The organism is Ventrimonas faecis, assembly GCF_040096075.1.
Classification (GTDB): Bacteria; Bacillota; Clostridia; order Lachnospirales; family Lachnospiraceae; genus Brotaphodocola; species Brotaphodocola faecis.
In genome coordinates, this window is record NZ_JBBMFJ010000012.1 from 1 (window position 1) to 18,377 (window position 18,377).

Consider the following 18,377-nt stretch of genomic DNA (forward strand, 5'->3'; position numbering starts at 1 on the left):
TCAGCACCGGATCACAAATGTCCAGATAATCTTGAATTAGTATTGGCAAAACTGCCTGTTTGGGGTTAGAATAAGTGTGTGTTATTTTTTTCATTGCAGATTAATTTTAACACAAAAAGAGGACCTTGGATTCATTATGAATCCTTGGTCCTTCTTTTTTATAGGCTATGTTTTTTCACAGCCCCAAATATTGCCTGAAATATCTGCCTGTAAGCCTTATATGTACGCCACATAGAACCATGTCTTCTATGTCTTTTATATTTTTTATGTCCACAGGATTTAGGCAGCATAGCATATCTGTTTGATTATTTGCTTTTTTAGTGTAACAATCCTTGCGTTGGAAAGAATTCGATGATAAAATAATTACAAATTCTTTCATTTCAATTATATTTGCCTCTGGCAAAGTGAGCGTCATTAAGACCAGGTAATGGAGGAATTCTGCAAATAAACAGAATAATACACATTGGAGGAACTTCCTGTTGGAGGTTCCTTTTTTCGTGCCAGAAAGGAGGATGATGTCAATGAAACTTATGAGAGCAGATTTTATCCGGCTTTGCCGCGGTGGGATTTCTATTCAGTTGTTTCAATTACTATGCAATGACCTGTGAAAAAATGATTTAATTAAAAAAAACAGGAAAATGAAAACAGGAAAGAGAGGATAACTATGAAAGAATTTAAAACACTGGGATATGACTGGGAATGTGGCCATGAGGATTTGCTCATAAGAGTATTATCTTATATTGACAGAAAACGGCTTTACATTGGATTATACAAAGAAGAATACGGAGCATGGGAGCCATTTGGTGACCTGACTGTAAATCTGCCTCGTGAAGCTGTAAAGGAAAATGAAGCGTTCATTGATCACAATTATTCCGAGTCCAAATTACAGTTCATTAGAAAGTATCAACTGGGAAAAATTTTACCTGAAACAGCCTTATCAGGATACTGTACTTTTTCAAAGGTATCATTTGATCTTGACCGGCTTGCAGAATTTGACCCAGACGGAGTGTGTGCGTACCGGGAACTCCATGGGGAAAAGTGTTCATTAGAGGATGAAGAAGAGGATCTGGATGATTATACGTTAATTAAAAAGATGCAGATTTAACGGAAAATTATCTAGCACTGGATGATGATCAGTCATCTGCTCTAAAAGCATCTTTCCTTAAGGGAAAGATAGCAGCAGTAGCGTATGCTTTCTATGGAAATAATATGTTCTCCTGCGAGAAAAATAGAAGAAGTATTTCGTGTTATTTCCGGATTAAATGCGGATTTTACGGACTTAGCGGCTGGCTGAAAATAGTCAGCTGCATTTTGGAAAGCTTCTATCAGAGTCTAAGAATACAAAAGTCAAAGTGTAGCACCGAGAATTTGGTGTGGCCTTAGATTTGTTGACAGGCATTGATGGCAATGTTATACTCCCATTAAACCATATCTTTTCATGCAAGTTATTTTTACGGAGTGTGGGTTTGTGACTGCATCTGTATTGAAATGGGATTCTTAGATTAAGTCAATGTGAATGTTACATTGGCTATTTTTTTTCAAAAATAGAGGAGGAAGGTGTGTGATGAAAGGCACAGTGAATGGAAAATCTTTGGATCAGGTGCTGAGTGAATTGAAGGCACCATTTCCAGAAGAGGAACTTAAGAAGAATGAAAAAAATGAAACGTATATTCCTGTTGAAAGCCTGGAAGAACGTTTGAATAGCGTAGTCGGGGTCTTAAATTATGATAATTTAGTTACGTATGAAGGTATCCAGGAAGTATTGGGGCGTTTTGTAGCAGTGGCTAAGACGGTTCTGATTATTTATGATGATGAACGCAATGCTTTGATCCGAAAGTCTGCGCTTGGAGGCAGCAATATCATTGTTCTTAAAGATACTGGAAAGCCGTCTGGCTTAAAAACAGGTATCGCGGCCGCGCAATCGGAAAGTTTCAAAAATGCTTGTAAGTTGCTCCAGATTGGCATCAGTCAGATCCGAAGCGGCAAGCAGCGCAGAGGACAGAATGGGAATAAGCAGCGCAAGGAAGAAAAGAATTTATATAAAATTCGTTTTGCATCTTCTCTTTCTGCAGGTAACAAATGCTATAAAGCAGATTGTGTGGACATAGCGACAGAAGAAAAGTTTCTGTTTGTAATTTTTAGTGGTCAGTACTCAAAGATTGAGAAATATATAGAGTTTTCTAAATTTGTGCGTACCTACCGGGAAGGAAAAGAACTGGCCTTTTATGGACATAGAGATGAATTCCACGGTCAGCGACGAATTGTTTTTGAGGAACCCTCTGTAAGAGAATAAAAAATAATGAAATGGAGGATAAAGCATGAATCGAGTTATATTGATGGGTCGTTTGACCCGGGATCCGGAAGTCAGATACACTCAGGGCGAGCGCTCCATGGCAGTTGCCAGATATACACTGGCCGTTGACCGGAGAGGAGCAAGAAAGAGCCAGGACGGAAATGAGCAGACAGCCGATTTTATTAACATCGTGGCATTTGACAGAGCAGGTGAGTTTGCAGAAAAGTATTTTCGTCAGGGGATGCGTGTACTGGTGTCCGGACGTATTCAGACAGGCAGTTACACCAACAAAGAAGGTCAGCGTGTTTATACCACAGACATCATCGCAGATGATCAGGAATTTGCTGATAGTAAAAATACGTCAGCGGGAGGAAAAACGGCACCAGAAATGGGAAAGCCGATCGGTGATGGCTTTATGTCAATACCGAATGGTGTAGAAGATGAGGGGTTGCCATTTAACTAAATATGTACATATTAGAGGAGGTTCTGATTTTTAGGAGCCTTCTTTATTTTACGAAAGGGGAATGAAAATGAAGCAGTATATACCGGATATTACAGAGCGCTTCCCTGAAGGGTATGGTGGTGTTGATATGACGCCGGCCTATTTTGGAGAGCCGGTTGACTGGAGTAGAGCTTATCAAAGAGAAAAGGAAGATTATGAAGATCGAGATATTGATGCTGAAAGAGGATAATGAACGTGGGATAAAAATGATGTTTCTTTCACTGGAGCAGCTTCAGAAATTTAAGCTTAATCCAATTCGTACGGATTATGAAATTGTTTATGAGACGGAAGTGAAGGAGCAGGAAGGAACGGCACTGAATATATCAGTAGTTATGGAAGGTCTGTATGAACGATTAAATCGTCCAGATCGTCCCAATAGAAAAAAGATGCGTTCCATGTCAGTAGGAGATATTATTCAGATCGATGGCAAAGAATTATTCTTTTGCGATTCTGTGGGATTTAAGAAGATTTCTTTTGCTGGTACGGGAAAACTCGTTTTGAAGGATGGGAAAGAAAACTTAGAGAAAGGAAAATAATCAGATCCTGGTAGACCAGGTTGCGATAAGAGTGTTGTACTTCGCATAAAGCACCTGAAAACAGCGTGAGGATCAGGAATGATTAGTAGCATGGGAGGCTACAGGTGCTGCCATATCCAGTTCTGGAATATGGTGATTATGGAAAAAGAAAAACAATATGTTGCCTCTATCTCAGGAGGAAAGGACTCCATGGCAATGGTTTTAGGGCTTATGGAAAAGGGCTGGCCACTTACGAACTGCGTCTATTTTGATACCGGTATGGAGTTTTCATGCATCCGAAAAAATATAGAGAAAGTTCGACTGGAATTGGAGCAGTATGGGTGCGAGCTTGTTATTCTACAGCCGGAAAGGCATTTCCTGGAAGAAATGCTCCTTCGTCGGATCAAGTGCCGGGATGGATCATCGCATTATGGAAGTTATTGGTGCGGTGGGCCATGCCGCTGGATGACACGCCTTAAGATCAATGCCTGCGAAAAATATGTAAAATCGCTTGGAGCAAATGCGGTGGAGTACATAGGAATCGCAGCAGATGAATCTGGCCGGGTAAAGGGAAAGAGCTATCCATTGGTCGAATGGGGCTGGACTGAATATCAGTGTCTTCAGTATTGTTATGCGAAGGGATATAGCTGGCAGGAGGGAGGCATAGAGCTGTATTCTATTCTTGACCGAGTAAGCTGCTGGTGCTGCCGGAATAAAAATTTGCGGGAGCTGAACGCAATTTATCATAACCTGCCGCAGTATTGGGACAAGCTTAGAGCTCTTCAGAGTTATATCGAGGAGCCATACAAGCCGCCGTATACTATTTTTGATTTAGAGGAGCGGTTCGTAAAAAGGGGAAGACAGCGGGGACTCTGGGAAGTATAAGGATCTTGCGGAGCAGAGTTTTGGCATAGCAGAATGCTAAATGTGTGAAATAATATCTATGAGCGGTTGATCGAAAAGGTCAGCCGCTTTTTTTGCCTGAAAATCCCATATTGACATCTGGAAACGAAATGCTTAAAATATAAACAGAACAGGAGTTCGATTTAAAGGAGCAAATATGAAAAAAGTTATTTTTCATGTAGATGTGAATTCTGCCTTTTTATCCTGGGAGGCATGTTACAGGATCCATCATCTGGGTGGGAAGCAGGATTTGCGACAGATGGTGAGTGCCGTGGGAGGAGATCATGAGATATATGGAGCAATTACTGATTGTTGAAGATGATATCGGTTTGAATCAAGGCTTAGGCAAAGCGCTGAAAGCAGATGACCGTCAGATTATATCCTGCCATGATCTAAAAGCGGCAAGAGAACAATTGCTTTGCGGGAGTGTATCCATGATCCTGCTGGATATCAATCTGCCGGATGGCAGTGGGCTTGAGCTGCTCCGGGAGATCAAGGAAAACACGCCCGGGGTTCCTGTTATTCTGCTGACTGCCAATGACACCGATCTGGACATCGTAGACGGACTGGAGAGAGGTGCTGATGATTACATTACCAAGCCCTTTTCTCTTTCGGTTTTGCGGGCAAGGGTGAATACCCAACTGCGAAAGCAAGCGTCAAACCATAAAAATGCGCCGTTCCATATGGATCTATTTCACTTTGACTTTGAGGCTATGACCTTTTATGTGGGAGATTCAAAAGTGGAATTGAGTAAAACAGAACAAAAATTACTGCGTCTGCTTGTTGAAAATCGTGGCCGAACCATGACCCGTGGAGCCCTTGTCGACCGGATCTGGACAGATGGCGCAGAATATGTGGATGAAAATGCTTTGTCTGTTACGATCAAGCGTCTGAGGGATAAGCTTGGCGCACAGAAATACATTAAAACCATCTACGGAATCGGTTATAGTTGGGTGACAAAAGATGAATAAAACCGGCATTGTGATCATACTGCTATGTTTTCTGGCGGCGATAGCTGCTGTATTATGGGAGCGGAGGAAGATCAGAAAAACGATGGAAGAAATCGAAAGGATGCTGGACGCTGCCATGACCGGCTCCTTTTCTGAAACCAATTTTGATGAAAGCCAGCTATCTGCATTGGAAACGAAGTTTGCGCACTATCTTTCCGCCGCAGAAGCATCTTCTCAAAACATAGCGCAGGAAAAAGACAAAATCAAAACCTTGATTGCGGACATTTCCCACCAGACGAAAACGCCGATTGCAAATCTGCTGTTATACAGCGAGCTTTTGATGGAGGAAACTTTGCCTGCATCGGCGAAGGCAAATGTGGAGGCGCTGTACAAACAATCGGAAAAGCTGCGATTTCTGATCGATTCTCTCGTAAAGCTTTCCAGACTGGAAAACGGGATCATTTCACTCTCCCCTCAGCAAGCAGCGCTGCAGCCGCTGCTTGAAAGTGTGGTAGAACAATATACTGCCAAGGATTCTGAAAAAGGATTGTCTTTGCAAATGCAGGATACAGATGCTTTTGCTGTATTCGACTTCAAATGGACAGCGGAAGCGCTGGCTAATATCGTAGACAACGCCATCAAATATACAGAGCATGGCACCATTACTATTTCTGCCGTAAGCTATGAAATGTTTGCAAGGATCGATATATCGGATACCGGTTCAGGCATCCCGGAAAGTGAGCAAGCGAAGATATTTGCTCGCTTTTACCGCTCAAATAGTGTACAGAAACAAGAAGGGGTCGGCATCGGCTTATACCTTGCCCGACAGATCATATCCGGCGAGGGCGGTTATATCAAGGTTGCTTCCGTTCCGGGAAAAGGAAGTACGTTTTCCATATTTCTGCCGAAATAACAACAATTCTATCAAAACTGTTAGATTTCATTTTCCGCCGGAAAGAATGTGGAAAGATTCCTATGCGATAATCTGTATGCATCAAAGGATCATTTCCTTTCATACATACAGATTTTTTCATGGAGGTACTCATTTATGGAAGTTTTACAGGCAAAAAACCTGAAAAAGATTTATGGCTCCGGCAATAACGCAGTTCATGCGTTGGATGGAGTTGATTTAAGTGTAAAGAAGGGCGAATTTGTTGCAATTGTCGGCACATCCGGCTCCGGCAAATCCACGCTGCTGCACATGCTGGGCGGGCTGGATCGCCCTACAAGCGGCACGGTCATGGTGGACGGACAGGATATTTTCTCCCTAAAGGAGGAAGCGCTGACCATCTTCCGCCGCAGGAAAATCGGCTTTGTGTTCCAAGCATATAATCTTGTTCCGGTGCTGAATGTGTATGAAAATATTGTTCTACCCATTGAGCTGGACGGTGGCAAGGTCAATAAGGATTTCGTACAGCAGATTGTACAGACCCTTGGGCTGGATGATCGTCTGGATGCGCTGCCCAATCAGCTCTCCGGCGGTCAGCAGCAGCGTGTAGCAATCGCCCGTGCGCTGGCAGCCGCACCCGCTATCATTCTGGCAGATGAACCGACAGGTAATCTGGATTCCAAAACCAGTCAGGATGTATTGAGCCTTTTGAAAGTCACCAGTCAAAAGTTCGCCCAGACAATCGTAATGATCACCCACAACGAAGAAATTGCGCAGATGGCAGACCGCATTATCCGTATCGAAGATGGTCGGATCGTCTCCCAGAACTAACGGGAGGTGGCTACGATGAATGTCAAAAACAGAAAATGTATTCGGAAGCTCAGCTTAAAATCTCTTTATGCGAACCGCCGCCGCAATCTGATCGCCATTTTTGCCATTGCGCTGACAACTCTGCTATTTACGTCCATGTTCACCATTGTCTTGTCATTGAACGCCAGTTATGAAACCTACCAGTTTCGACAGGTAGGCGGCTATGCGCACGGCACCTTTAAGGATGTTTCCCCCGAGCAGGCGGAACGTATCGCTGCCCACCCAAAGGTGAAGGCTGTGGGGGCACGGAAGGCAATCGGCATCACTGCGGAGGGTGTCTTTGCCAAAACGCCTGCAGAGATCAGCTACATGGACGCCAACTGCACCAAATGGAGCTATGCCACCCCCACTACCGGACGGATGCCCGAAAGCGGCAAAGAAGTTGCCATGGATACAGCAGCATTGCAGCTGCTTGGCGTGACACCGGAGCTGGGCGCAAAGGTCACGGTTTCCTATTCCATTACGGACAAGAATCAAACCGGCTTTACGGTAACAGATACCTTTACGCTGGTAGGCTATTGGGACTATGATGAACTAATGCCTGTTCACTACATCAACATCAGCCGTGATTACGCAGATGACATTGAAGCGCAGGCAGTGAAAACAGGGCTACAGCCCTTCCGCACTGACCTGAATGTCATGATGGCTTCCAGTACAAACATTCAAGGGCAGATGGAGCAGGTGGATACCGATCTTGGCTACACATGGGACAGCTTTACTGATCCCAACAGCGTCCGAATCGGTGTCAATTGGGGATATACCTCATCCCAGCTGGAGTCGCAGCTCGATCCAGAGCTGATGATCGCCATAGCAGCTTTTTTGCTGCTGGTGATTTTCACCGGGTATCTTATCATCTATAACATTTTCCAGATCTCTGTTGCGGGGGATATCCGGTTTTACGGGCTTCTGAAAACCATTGGCACAACGCCCCGGCAGCTCAAACGCATCATTCGCCAGCAGGCACTTCTGCTTTGTCTGATCGGCATTCCGGCGGGGCTGCTGCTGGGCTATGGCATTGGCGCTGTTCTGGTGCCTGTTGTCTTGCGCTCCACCCAGTTGGATGCAGGCATCACCACCATCAGCACTTCGCCTGTGATCTTTGTTGGCTCCGTGCTGTTTGCTCTGCTGACGGTGCTCTTGTCCTGCTCCAATCCCGGGAAAATGGCAGCCAGGGTTTCTCCGGTGGAGGCTACCAAATATACAGATGCGATGCAGACCAAGAAAAAACAGCGCAGTACCCGGAGAGCGAAGCTCCATCAGATGGCCTTTGCCAATCTGGGACGAAACAAAAAAAAGACGGTGCTGGTGGTGGTGTCTCTGGCACTGTCGGTGACACTGTTCAATGCGCTGTGTGCCTTTGTGGGCGGCTTCAGCATGGAGAAATATGTATCCTCCATGACCTGCGCCGATTTTATCGTCAGCACGCCCGACTATTTCCGTTACAACCCGGCAGATGAATTCATTACGCCAGAACAAATCGAAGAGATCGCAGCAAACACAAAGGCCAGTCTTTCCGGCACGGGATATGCTGTGCGAAAACCCGCATATCTGTGGATGACGGAGGATGCTTTGCGGCAGGACTATGCATTGTTCGAAAGTGCTGAGCAGTTGGACAGCCATATGAGCCGCATGGAGCACCGGGGCAATATGGTGATGGGAAAGACCAGAATCGAGGCTCTGGATAACAGCCTGTTTGACAAGCTGCAAGTATTCGATGGAGATATTTCTCCTATGCTGGAGCCAAACAATAACGCTATTGCCATTGCGGTTTTCTTAGATGACTACGGTAATCTGCCCAATCCTGAATACTACCCCAAGGTGGGAGACACGATCACAGCTACCTATGCGGACGATGTGAAATATATCGACAGCCACACTGGGAAACTCTGCACCGAAGATACACCGGAGGAGTACCTTCAGGAAAAACTGTATGGAGCCAGAGATGTAGAGTACACGGTCTGCGCCTTGGTAGAGCTTCCGCATTCCATGAGTTATCGTTATGGTGGTATTGGATATGAGGCAATTTTGTCTGTGGATACCGCACAGAGGGACAGCGGTGGTGCGGCCATTCCGATGCTCTACCTGTTCGACACAGCGGACGACGCTGACGAAGCCGAAGCAGAGCAATATCTATCGAAGCTCACTGCCGGTGAGTTTTCGCCCTTGATGTATGAAAGCAAAGCCACGGCTCGCTCTGAGTTTGCTCAGTTCCGGCAGATGTTCCTTCTGGTAGGTGGTATCCTCTGTGCTATCATCGGACTGGTGGGACTCTTAAATTTCTTCAACGCCATGATGACCGGTATTCTTTCCCGCCGCCGTGAATTTGCTGTGCTTCAGGCTGTAGGAATGACGAACCGGCAGCTCAAAACCATGCTGATCTACGAGGGATTGTTTTACGCAATGTCCTCCGTAGCGGCGGCCTTTATTCTGTCACTGGTGGTTGGACCTCTTGCAGGAAAAATGCTGGGCAGTATGTTCTGGTTCTTTGAGTATCGATTCACCATTCTGCCTGTCCTGCTGACAATTCCGGTATTTCTTCTGCTGGGGTGGCTTATTCCTTGCATGATGTATGACAACGCAGCGAAATGCAGCGTTGTAGAGCAATTAAGGGATGCTCAATAACTGTTAAGCAAAAACGGCCCTCTGCCAATGGAAAGGCAGAGGGCTGAGTTTTAATCTAAGGGTTTATATTCAGTTACAGTTTTTAGATAAATTTCGGGGTTTCCGTTCAAAACAAGGTCTGCATATCCAATCGGATCATTGTAGATTAGATAGTCCAGCTCTGACCGCTGATACATATTGTCGCCAACCTCGTTTTCCGCCGCAATCGTATCAATGGTAATCTTGCTGCCATCTAAGAATTTCAGTCCTACATGGCAGTTATCAATGTTGTAGGCACAAGATATTAAGACTTTCACAGTATATCCTCCATAATTCTGATTATAAAATAGAAAATCCAGTCTGACTTCCTGTTAGAAATCAGAAGGGATTTGTCCGTATGCACCCCGGAAACCGTCAGCTAACAGTTGGTAAGTGAATTAGTTCCTTATTACTGTTAAGCCAATGGTTTTAGGGCTTATGGAGAAGAACTGGCCGTTAACGCACTGCGTCTATTTTGATACAGGTATGGAATTTTCATGTATTCGAAAAAATATAGAGAAAGTTCGACTGGAATTGGAGCAGTATGAGTGCGAGTTTGTCATTCTACAGCCAGAAAGGCATTTCCTGGAAGAAATGCTCCTTCGACGGATCAGGTGCCGGGATGGATCATCGCATTATTTATAAAACTATATATTATTCTTTAGAAGTATTATAAATAAAATTGTAAATGAATGCAGGCATTAGATCATCAGGAAATAGTGCCAAAAGATGGTAGAGGGGGCATGGTAAGCAGGGAAAATTATAAGAGTGTTATTTTGTGCATATTCTATATCACTTCATTTATCGACAAAAATTGCATATCACCGTATGCTATATGATGTTGATAATAAGATGAGGGTGGGGAATTTATGCTTCAGAAAGAAAAAATATACTTAGAAGATAGGGTGCTGTGATGCAAGGGGAGGGCAGTTCATTACTGGTCATGAAAACTGGAGCGCCGCGGTAAATAATTTTACAGATAATTTTATCTATCAACAAGTAGGTTATAAGCATAACAGGGAGGAAAATACCGTTGGATCAGTGCGAAACAATTATGAAAATTATCCTGGCAGCAGTAAAAAGTACTTCCGATAACAATATAGATTCCGAACAGATTCCCGTGGGTGTTTTTAATCGTCATGTGCATCTTATGACAGAAGATTTGGAAAAGCTTTATGGTGCTGGATATGAACTGACAAAATTTAAGGAGCTTTCTCAGCCGGGCCAGTTCGTCTGTAAGGAAACTGTGGATGTGTGTGGACCAAATGGCACAATTGAGAAGGTGAGAATTCTTGGGCCAATTCGCAAGGCAAGTCAGGTTGAAATTCTGGCTAGTGATTGCTTAAAACTTGGTATAGAAGCACCGGTTAGGCTTTCTGGAGAATGTACTGGAACTCCGGGAATTACCCTTGTTGGTCCAAAAGGTTCCACTCAAATAGAGAGTGGCGTAATGGTGGCAAAACGTCATATTCATATGTCACTGGCTGATGCGGAACGCTTGGGCGTACAAAATGGAGAAAGTGTATGCATTGAAGTTGGCGGAGAGCGCGGTGGAATTTTAAGAAATACGATAATTTGTGTAGCAGAGCGATCTATTCTGGAATGTCATCTGGATGTGGACGAGGCCAATGCAATGGGACTGGATTCTTCTTCTACTGTAAGAATTATACACGAAAGATAAAGAGTTCTCATGCGAGTCTGACACCGGATGATACTGCAATTCTGGAAGAAATAAAAATGGTTGCAGATTGTTTTGGAAAGGATGTGCTTAGCCAGGTATCAAAACACGAATTTATGAAAAATATTTCCATGATCCGTGAAACTGTAGGGGAGCGAGCTATTTTGCGTGCAACCTATTTTTTAAATGAAAATGAACGAGTACATCAGGAAAAGATGCATTGATACAGGATTGCTTTTCAGATTTACTGAATCTTGTAAAGGAATCCGGAGATTCATCGTTTAAATATTCATCTGCCGGCCAAGATTGCTGGAACATATTGTTGTAGCCAATAATCAACGTTCCGACCTCTTTTTGAATACAGTATTGGATCATCTTCTTGGCAGCTTTGCTCATATGATCACGGGTTTGGTTGTTTCGCTTTTCTGAAAGGCTGCATGGTGCTTTGTAGTATTTCTTCCAAAAGGCTGCTTATCTTTGATACTTCGCAAACAGGCATACCGCTTGTTGAACCACTGGTTTAAGGATTTTAGACGTCTGCCTTGAATGATTATTTGTAGGGCGCAGCTCCTTTTGCTGTATAAAAGCGAAAGCTGCCGCTTTATCATCTAATTTTGATGATTGCGACAGCTTCTTCTTTCTATATATTAATGTAGGAATGCACCTGCTGTTTATTCCAGTGTGCCAGTTACTGATTGTGGAATGGCAAATTCTACCGCGCCCATGTAAGCGGGGGCAACATCCGTTTCATCAAAGGTGATCACAAGTTCACCTTTCTCATTGAAATAAAAGCTTTCATCACCTCTTAATTCTTTAAAATCCCATTCTGGCGTATCACTGTTATAAAAATAGGTAACAGAGGAATCAGCAGCCATTTGCGCCTGCATCTGTTCCTTTATATTTTCACTGATCACAGTGAGTATTTCTGGCTTGTTACGGAAAAGATCAGACAAAGAAATTATTTTGCCAGTGCGTTTATCAATGGTGAAAACTTTGGTATATTCGGTTCCACTGGCCATTACCAGCGTGGTATCAATTCGTAGGCAGAGATAGTTGGTTGTATCCGTTACAACCTGGTAAGACGAAGTGAGCGAGTAATTGCCTTCTCCCTGGGATGAGTGCAGGTCGCTTTCATACTGAGAGATTAAGGCATTGGCATATTCTTCAATGCTCTGGTTGATTTCTGCAGGTGCAGATTCTATTTCCGGGACATCCACTTTAGCTTCAAAGTGATTGGTCTGGTTTTCGTAAGTCCGAAAGGTAACGATTTTGGAAATTAGGCCAAGGATAGGAACATTTTCCATGGCATTTGCGATGGTAGGGTTCACGTTTGTAAGGATTACCAGCGCGACCATGGCTGCCACAGCAGTTGCACCGGTGTTTCGTAAAATATAAACGAGGCGTGGTTTATTTTTCCTGTTTTTCACATTTGCGGAATTTGCCTGTTCCTTAACAGATGCTTTGCCTTGTGCAATTCCGGCTAAAATACGTTCTTTGGCATGTGGAGAAACGGGAATCTGCTCATATTCCTGTTTTAAATCATAAAGTGTATGATTGTTTTCTTTCATAGTAGGAACTCCTTTCTGGTCAGTTGGTGTCAGGTGCTTCAAGGTTGATACGCAGCTTTTTTAAAGAACGGTAAAGCCTGGTTTTTACAGTATTCAGATTTTCATTAACAGCCAGTGCAATATCTTCCAGTTTCATGTCTTCACAATACCGTAGGATAACAATCGTGCGGTTTTGAGGTTCCAGGCTCTCAAGGGCATTTTTTAAATCGGTTTCCTGGTAAACATCTTCAGACGCCTGTTCTGGAAGTTCCCCGGGAAGATCCTCTTTTTTCCTGATTCTTAAAAGATCCATAGTGGTGTTTACCACAATTCGGCAGATCCAGGCATAAAGCTTCGTAGAATCTTTTAAGGAATTGCACTGATATATGGCTTTGCAGGCACTTTCCTGGACGATATCCAGGGCATCATCTTCATTGTGAACATAACTGTAAGCTAACCGGTATAGCCGGTCATATTTTTCAATCAAGACCTGTTCGGTCTCTACGGTAATGGAATCCCGCGCGCTAGAATGGATCATTACATAATTTCCTTTCTTTTTGTTTTCATATATTAGACGGATAAAGAGAAGAAAAAGTTGCAAGGAAATTATAACTTGATCTGAATTTTTTATGCAATTATTTATTTATAATAATGCCGCTTCCGGCAATATGAAATGTTCCTTGTTAATTAGAGCCATCAATGCTATAATCAAACCAAGATTATTTCTTTCGATGATAGTGGCCTCTGGCTATGGGTGAGATCTTGCGGATCATTGAAAAGGGGTAGTCTATTTTTTAGTCAATGCATAAGTGTGCATTGGCTTTTTTTATTTTATAGACGAACCAGGAAAGGAGAGAAAAAATATGTCCGAGGTTAAGCGGATGTATGAACTGCTCTATAAAGAGCGATGGGATGAAAAAAAGCAAAAGGAACGACGGAATGAAGAGGCGTTTTTTTCACCGGTGAGTCCGATCACTAGAGAAATTCCAATCGAAGAATTGTTTGATGTTCTTGATGCCGGAGTATGGGCTTATCAGACGCGGTACAATTCGGAGGCGCTGGTGCATAGCTTTTTTGAACAGATCAAGCGATGTTCTGTAGTGAAACGACGGAGAATGTTGTAAGAGGAGGGACAAGGTGAGCAATATTGTAAAATGGGCAGCAGTCAGTGATGAGGAAACTTTCGCAAAAGTTCGAGTGGAGTTTTCCTTCGGTGATGGAAGTGCTGTTCAAAAAACAGTTACGATGGCCGATTTCATCAGGGCCATGAGCACGATTGAAGCGGAGCAGGAGAGATGCCTTGAAATCGGACAGATACCAAACGGATTTTATGACGGGGTACTGATCCAGAATAAGGAACAGAGCTTTGATGTGATCATCACGGTTTCAGCACATCTGGGGGTTATTTATCTGTTTGGAGTACCAAAACAGGTTGTGTTTCCGGATCTGGCATTTCTATTTAAGGTAAGAGAGGGGATGTTATCCGCCTCTTTTTGTTTTGCCTTAAAGCGGGATGCATCCGGGATGATCGGGCCGGCCAGCAGGTTATGTTATTACCCATTTGGAAATGTATATGATAATGGAAAAATATGTTGGGGAAATACGGTATTTCCGAAAATGACTTCGATCAAAGATGCGGAGAAGCTGATCCAGTCATTTTTTGATGCAGAAACCAATAATGATCTGTACCAGAACCGGATCGTGGAGCATCCGGAATTTAAAGAACAGTCCGGTCTTCTGGAAACACTTAAGGAAATGGAAGTGTTCCCACAGAAATGGCTGCAAGAAAACGGAAATCAATTAAGCAACTTATGTGTTGCGATAAGAGGAGGAAAATAGGTTATGCAGATGAGTTTTTTTGATTTTGAGGAATTTAATGAGCTGAAGGCTGAGGCAAAGAAGAAAGAGGCACCGAGAAAGAAGAAGGAAGAAAAGCAGAAGAAAAAAGCTGCGCCGAAAACGGTTTACAAGTTGCCCCTTACGTTAAAGAGTGTTGCTGGTGATCTGATGATGACGGAGGGAACAGGAACAGAGGAAGAAGTGAAGCAGTTTCTGGCAGAGCAGGGCCCATTCTTTGCAATCTGTGATGTTTCAAAGAAAGAGGATGCATATTTGTGCCGCCCGAAGAATCATGAAGGAGTGGAAAAAGGAACCATCTCGGTTGACGGAATGCAGGTGTTCTTTGGAGCAGAAGCAGTGGATGTTACGGCATTAACAGGTGAAGTGGACCTTACAAATCTGTTTGAGTATGTGTTAAAGAGCAAGGGGCTTAGCGGATTAAAGCTTACTTTGTTTAAAAACGAAAACAATGTTGTGCTCCTTCCGGCAGAATCTTCTGCAATCACCGTACCGTTTGAAGATACAGAAGAGATCATGGTACTGAAAGCAGGAGAAGAGCTTACCATTGGAATCAGCGAAGAAGCAGAGACACTTGAAGAACAGCTCAAGGAACTTGATGGTTATGGATCCTTATATGATCTGTACCCGTGTGGCGAAAAATACTATCTTGGCCCGAAGTATGCTGGTGCATCCAGTGCCAGTACGGTTAAAGTGACCAAGTATGCCATTGACGGAGTTAAGTTATCTCTGATGTTTACCTCATATGACTTATCTTCAGAGGATTTTGGCGGTAAAAAGTCCGTCACGGAAGAGGATCTGCTGAATTTCCTGGATGCAAAAGGACATCTGGAATACCGGCTGGCCGGTGCGGTGTTTACCTGGCTCGGAAAAGACAAGAACATTCTGTATGTGGGAACAAAGGGCAGCAAAAAAGGTGCGGATGATAAGGAAACACTGGATAAAATGCAGCTTTCCATCGGAAGACAGCGGGTGATGTATCAGGGAGAAATCTATGAAATTCTGAACCATCCATGCTTTTACTGCGGAAGTTCATTGGAAAGTGACCAGAAACTCTTTATCTGGAAACTTGAAAAAGTGGATATTTCTTATTGGTTAGCTATATCACAGTTTTTTTGCGAAAACTGTGACAGCGAAGTAGCTGTGCATCTTTTTTATGATCCAACAAGAAACAACTTTAAGTGGTTTGTGCCCTTCCAACAGGTATATCATGCATCCGTTGAAGCAGAACGGGAGCCTTATTTAGAGTGTTATGAAGTTTCAGGATTGGTAAAAGTTGGAGAATTTCATTCCCATGGCAGGATCCCGGCCTTTTTCTCTGCCACAGATGATGAGGATGAAACATTTCCTGGACTTTACGGCGTGGTATCCTGCGGCGATGACAGGAAAGTTTATCGAGCTGTACTAGGGGCAGATAAACAGATTTTTCTCACAGAAGAACAGATGAAAGCGGTTGTTTATGATTCCGGCGAGGATCGGCAGTCCTGGGTTTTGGGCTGGTTTCATCAGGTCTACAACAAGAGCAACGGAAATGGAAGCCACTATATTGTGCTGGTGGGGCAGGAAAAGACAAAAGCCATTTATGTTCCATCGTATGAAATGGCACGATTTTTTGAAGGTATTTTCCATGTGTATTCCATTGACCGCGGCCTGCGGAAAGATTACTGTCCGCAGGATCATCATTTTCTGATTTCAGCAGAGGAGCTTACCTGGAGAAAAGGAGATCCTTTGCTGTGTGGATGTGGTTATGCTGATCAGCTGGTCGCATTATTATAATCGGAGGGGGTAGGTTTATGATTGAAAAATTGGAGGAGTATGGCCGGTTTCTGTTCGGTTGGGCATTCCGGGCGATGCAGAGTGAGATAACAATGCAGGAATCCCTGAATGCAAAGTCAGAGAGAGCCTATCTTACAGGAACGGAAATTGCATTGTTAGAGGATAGCAGTCTTTTTATCATTGGAATTGGTATTCTGGTGCTTATGGAAGCCTTTTTCGTTGTGGTTATTATATCCTTATTGCTGCATGGTGTGATGAAGCTGATCAGACTATGTTTGGCGAAGGGGTATAGCTGTCTCACAAGGAAAAAGAGATCCCGGCAGCGTGCAGCGGCCAGGAGGATCCAAAAGCGCCAGGAAGCGCTTCTTTTACAATACGTTCTGGAATCTGAAGAAAGGACAAAAGAGATGCCGGATGTGTTAAAACTGCCAGAATTTATGGTAAACAGGGAAAGGAGAAACAAACATGCGTATTAATCTGCATGTAATTGTGATAGGGGCTGGCTTGACCGGCTCCTTCTTTTTAAAGGAAATGATTGCGTATCTTCATATGAAACAGGAAAATTTGATCCGGACGGATATTACGGTTTTCGATCCTGGTTCAATCAGTAAAGAGGACCTTGGCGCGGTATATATCCGGGAAGATCTTGGTCAGAACAGGGCACTTTTATTATCAGAACTTTTGAAAGAACAGTATGACTATGAGGTGACAGCTGTTCCGGGAGATTTTTCTATAGACAGTCAGGTACTACAGATTTCCAAACGGGATTATGTTTTTATGATTGATTGCAGCGATGGGAGTATTCCTGGAGACTACCGAACGGAATGGAAAAAACTGTCCGCGAAAAGAAAACTGTATCTGAAATTTGGAGATGCAAAGCTGTATGTGGATGACGGAAGTGGAGAGGAACCATTTTTTTTAAACACGGAAGAGAAAAGCAAAGATTTTGTCTGGAAGCATTTGGAAAGAATGTTTTTGGTGAACCTTGCCATGTCAAAGATTGTGGCTGTCTATGAAGAAGGACAGGTTGAATGCGGGACATTTTGTGTGAATGAAAAAATGGCCCAAATAGGACCACAGCTTCATAACGACCAGAAGCTGGATCTTTCTCTGGGCCGGAAATCAACCGAAGTTTATCATTATCAACTGGTTGTGGTAGGCACTGGTGGGACCGGTTCTTATTATCTGAAGGAATTAGGGGCGATCCTTTCATCCTTAACGAAGGAGGAACGCAACTCCTATGCATTGTCCATAATCGATGGAGACCGGGTGGAGCAGAAGAACCTTGACCGGCAGAATTTCCTGAAAGATGATGTTGGCCAGCATAAGGCAATGGTACTGGCACAAGCTCTTAGAGACCATTATGGGATCGAAGTAAGAGCATATCCAATGTACATTGACTCCGCAGAGCAGTTAAAAGTGGTCTTTAAACAGATGTCAGGAGCGTATTATAGACGCACGGTCCCGATACTGATTGGGTCAGTTGATAATCACCGGGCCAGACAGGAAATGGAAAAATGGTTCCGTCAGACGCCTACTGGTATCTGGATCGATACGGCAAATGAATTTCACACTGGCGAGGTTGTAGCTGCAGTCAAAAAGAATGGAAAGATGCTGTCGCCTTCCAGGCCGTATTATTTCCCGGAAATCATGCGTAGCCGGGAAAAACGGGCAAGTGAATTAAGCTGTGGGGTGATCAACCAGTCTTCACCGCAGCATCGGATTACCAATATGGCTGCGGCGATGCTGGCTTTATCAGCTACTCTCGGAATTTTAAGAAACGGGTTCCTTCCATATAAAATAGTTTATTTTGATGTGTTTAAGGGAAATGCTATTACGGTAAATGCGGGGGCAGAAAGGGGAATATTTTTTGAAGATAGTGAATAAGGAGCGTTATCAGAAGCTCTTCGATCATCCGGAAGAACTGCGTAAGATCATTGCCTATGCAAAGCGTCTG

20 protein-coding genes and 1 pseudogene are annotated in these 18,377 nt (G+C 43.7%); 18 read left to right on the forward strand and 3 right to left on the reverse strand.

The window, feature by feature from the left end; genetic code table 11:
- Positions 1 to 664: 664 nt before the first annotated feature.
- From WMO41_RS07170 to WMO41_RS07215, 11 genes and pseudogenes are all read left to right on the forward strand, one after another.
- The gene (locus WMO41_RS07170) at positions 665 to 1,105 is read left to right on the forward strand and encodes a DUF4313 domain-containing protein (protein WP_349229170.1); all 441 of its coding nucleotides are present in this window, start codon (positions 665 to 667) and stop codon (positions 1,103 to 1,105) included.
- Between the two features lie 456 nt (positions 1,106 to 1,561).
- Complete coding sequence (locus WMO41_RS07175) at positions 1,562 to 2,293, forward strand: hypothetical protein (RefSeq protein ID WP_349229171.1); 732 nt, start codon at positions 1,562 to 1,564, stop codon at positions 2,291 to 2,293.
- A 25-nt stretch (positions 2,294 to 2,318) separates the two neighbouring features.
- Entirely contained in the window at positions 2,319 to 2,756 is a 438-nt protein-coding gene (locus tag WMO41_RS07180) for a single-stranded DNA-binding protein (RefSeq protein ID WP_349229172.1), read from the forward strand.
- Between the two features lie 61 nt (positions 2,757 to 2,817).
- Positions 2,818 to 2,985 carry a hypothetical protein gene (locus tag WMO41_RS07185; RefSeq protein ID WP_349229173.1) on the forward strand — a complete coding sequence of 56 codons (168 nt, stop codon included), beginning with the start codon at positions 2,818 to 2,820 and terminating at the stop codon, positions 2,983 to 2,985.
- On the forward strand, positions 2,951 to 3,331 hold the full coding sequence (locus WMO41_RS07190) for a YodL domain-containing protein (RefSeq protein WP_349229174.1): 381 nt from the start codon (positions 2,951 to 2,953) through the stop codon (positions 3,329 to 3,331). Before WMO41_RS07185 ends, WMO41_RS07190 begins: the two co-directional genes overlap by 35 nt.
- 138 nt (positions 3,332 to 3,469) lie before the next feature.
- Complete coding sequence (locus tag WMO41_RS07195; RefSeq protein WP_349229175.1) at positions 3,470 to 4,195, forward strand: phosphoadenosine phosphosulfate reductase domain-containing protein; 726 nt, start codon at positions 3,470 to 3,472, stop codon at positions 4,193 to 4,195.
- A 175-nt stretch (positions 4,196 to 4,370) separates the two neighbouring features.
- Positions 4,371 to 4,496, forward strand: a pseudogene (locus WMO41_RS16070) (DNA polymerase IV); the annotation flags it as partial.
- A gap of 10 nt (positions 4,497 to 4,506) precedes the next feature.
- Complete coding sequence (locus tag WMO41_RS07200; RefSeq protein WP_349229222.1) at positions 4,507 to 5,184, forward strand: response regulator transcription factor; 678 nt, start codon at positions 4,507 to 4,509, stop codon at positions 5,182 to 5,184.
- Complete coding sequence (locus WMO41_RS07205; RefSeq protein WP_349229176.1) at positions 5,177 to 6,076, forward strand: sensor histidine kinase; 900 nt, start codon at positions 5,177 to 5,179, stop codon at positions 6,074 to 6,076. The genes WMO41_RS07200 and WMO41_RS07205 overlap by 8 nt, the downstream gene beginning before the upstream one ends.
- A gap of 135 nt (positions 6,077 to 6,211) precedes the next feature.
- Positions 6,212 to 6,883 (forward strand): ABC transporter ATP-binding protein, encoded by a 672-nt coding sequence (locus WMO41_RS07210; protein ID WP_006858253.1) that lies wholly within the window; start codon positions 6,212 to 6,214, stop codon positions 6,881 to 6,883.
- A gap of 15 nt (positions 6,884 to 6,898) precedes the next feature.
- Positions 6,899 to 9,544, forward strand: coding sequence for an ABC transporter permease (locus WMO41_RS07215; protein WP_349229177.1), 2,646 nt, complete (start codon positions 6,899 to 6,901; stop codon positions 9,542 to 9,544).
- 50 nt (positions 9,545 to 9,594) lie between these two features.
- Here the strand turns inward: WMO41_RS07215 and WMO41_RS07220 are convergent, their stop codons facing one another.
- Positions 9,595 to 9,840 carry a DUF6061 family protein gene (locus WMO41_RS07220; protein WP_349229178.1) on the reverse strand — a complete coding sequence of 82 codons (246 nt, stop codon included), beginning with the start codon at positions 9,838 to 9,840 and terminating at the stop codon, positions 9,595 to 9,597.
- 755 nt (positions 9,841 to 10,595) lie between these two features.
- On the opposite strand from WMO41_RS07220, the gene WMO41_RS07225 reads away from it, so the two are divergent.
- Together WMO41_RS07225 and WMO41_RS07230 are read left to right on the forward strand one after the other, a co-directional pair.
- Complete coding sequence (locus tag WMO41_RS07225; RefSeq protein WP_178773190.1) at positions 10,596 to 11,243, forward strand: phosphate propanoyltransferase; 648 nt, start codon at positions 10,596 to 10,598, stop codon at positions 11,241 to 11,243.
- Between the two features lie 56 nt (positions 11,244 to 11,299).
- Positions 11,300 to 11,464 carry a hypothetical protein gene (locus tag WMO41_RS07230; protein ID WP_349229179.1) on the forward strand — a complete coding sequence of 55 codons (165 nt, stop codon included), beginning with the start codon at positions 11,300 to 11,302 and terminating at the stop codon, positions 11,462 to 11,464.
- A 447-nt stretch (positions 11,465 to 11,911) separates the two neighbouring features.
- Here WMO41_RS07230 and rsiV read toward each other — a convergent pair whose 3' ends face one another.
- A complete protein-coding gene (gene rsiV / locus WMO41_RS07235) occupies positions 11,912 to 12,808 on the reverse strand; it encodes an anti-sigma-V factor RsiV (protein WP_349229180.1) in 897 nt (298 codons plus the stop codon).
- Between the two features lie 19 nt (positions 12,809 to 12,827).
- On the reverse strand, positions 12,828 to 13,325 hold the full coding sequence (locus WMO41_RS07240) for a sigma-70 family RNA polymerase sigma factor (RefSeq protein WP_178773188.1): 498 nt from the start codon (positions 13,323 to 13,325) through the stop codon (positions 12,828 to 12,830).
- A gap of 325 nt (positions 13,326 to 13,650) precedes the next feature.
- Between WMO41_RS07240 and WMO41_RS07245 the strand changes: the two genes are divergently transcribed.
- The 5 genes from WMO41_RS07245 to WMO41_RS07265 all read left to right on the forward strand — a co-directional run bounded on the left by WMO41_RS07245 (position 13,651) and on the right by WMO41_RS07265 (position 18,307).
- Complete coding sequence (locus WMO41_RS07245) at positions 13,651 to 13,911, forward strand: hypothetical protein (RefSeq protein WP_178773187.1); 261 nt, start codon at positions 13,651 to 13,653, stop codon at positions 13,909 to 13,911.
- A gap of 13 nt (positions 13,912 to 13,924) precedes the next feature.
- The gene (locus WMO41_RS07250; protein WP_349229181.1) at positions 13,925 to 14,626 is read left to right on the forward strand and encodes a hypothetical protein; all 702 of its coding nucleotides are present in this window, start codon (positions 13,925 to 13,927) and stop codon (positions 14,624 to 14,626) included.
- A gap of 3 nt (positions 14,627 to 14,629) precedes the next feature.
- The gene (locus tag WMO41_RS07255) at positions 14,630 to 16,420 is read left to right on the forward strand and encodes a Mov34/MPN/PAD-1 family protein (RefSeq protein ID WP_349229182.1); all 1,791 of its coding nucleotides are present in this window, start codon (positions 14,630 to 14,632) and stop codon (positions 16,418 to 16,420) included.
- 17 nt (positions 16,421 to 16,437) lie between these two features.
- Positions 16,438 to 16,896, forward strand: a complete 459-nt coding sequence (locus tag WMO41_RS07260) for a hypothetical protein (RefSeq protein WP_118562749.1) — start codon at positions 16,438 to 16,440, stop codon at positions 16,894 to 16,896.
- A 409-nt stretch (positions 16,897 to 17,305) separates the two neighbouring features.
- Positions 17,306 to 18,307, forward strand: a complete 1,002-nt coding sequence (locus WMO41_RS07265; RefSeq protein WP_349229183.1) for a ThiF family adenylyltransferase — start codon at positions 17,306 to 17,308, stop codon at positions 18,305 to 18,307.
- The last annotated feature ends 70 nt before the right edge of the window (positions 18,308 to 18,377 follow it).

Coding starts and splice junctions, on each gene's coding strand:
- WMO41_RS07170 (WP_349229170.1), top strand. CDS start 665: ATGAAAGAATTTAAAACACTGGGATATGACTGGGAATGTGGCCATGAG.
- WMO41_RS07180 (WP_349229172.1), top strand. CDS start 2,319: ATGAATCGAGTTATATTGATGGGTCGTTTGACCCGGGATCCGGAAGTC.
- WMO41_RS07185 (WP_349229173.1), top strand. CDS start 2,818: ATGAAAATGAAGCAGTATATACCGGATATTACAGAGCGCTTCCCTGAA.
- WMO41_RS07190 (WP_349229174.1), top strand. CDS start 2,951: ATGAAGATCGAGATATTGATGCTGAAAGAGGATAATGAACGTGGGATA.
- WMO41_RS07195 (WP_349229175.1), top strand. CDS start 3,470: ATGGAAAAAGAAAAACAATATGTTGCCTCTATCTCAGGAGGAAAGGAC.
- WMO41_RS07200 (WP_349229222.1), top strand. CDS start 4,507: ATGGAGCAATTACTGATTGTTGAAGATGATATCGGTTTGAATCAAGGC.
- WMO41_RS07205 (WP_349229176.1), top strand. CDS start 5,177: ATGAATAAAACCGGCATTGTGATCATACTGCTATGTTTTCTGGCGGCG.
- WMO41_RS07210 (WP_006858253.1), top strand. CDS start 6,212: ATGGAAGTTTTACAGGCAAAAAACCTGAAAAAGATTTATGGCTCCGGC.
- WMO41_RS07215 (WP_349229177.1), top strand. CDS start 6,899: ATGAATGTCAAAAACAGAAAATGTATTCGGAAGCTCAGCTTAAAATCT.
- WMO41_RS07230 (WP_349229179.1), top strand. CDS start 11,300: ATGGTTGCAGATTGTTTTGGAAAGGATGTGCTTAGCCAGGTATCAAAA.
- rsiV (WP_349229180.1), bottom strand. CDS start 12,808: ATGAAAGAAAACAATCATACACTTTATGATTTAAAACAGGAATATGAG.
- WMO41_RS07240 (WP_178773188.1), bottom strand. CDS start 13,325: ATGATCCATTCTAGCGCGCGGGATTCCATTACCGTAGAGACCGAACAG.
- WMO41_RS07245 (WP_178773187.1), top strand. CDS start 13,651: ATGTCCGAGGTTAAGCGGATGTATGAACTGCTCTATAAAGAGCGATGG.
- WMO41_RS07255 (WP_349229182.1), top strand. CDS start 14,630: ATGCAGATGAGTTTTTTTGATTTTGAGGAATTTAATGAGCTGAAGGCT.
- WMO41_RS07260 (WP_118562749.1), top strand. CDS start 16,438: ATGATTGAAAAATTGGAGGAGTATGGCCGGTTTCTGTTCGGTTGGGCA.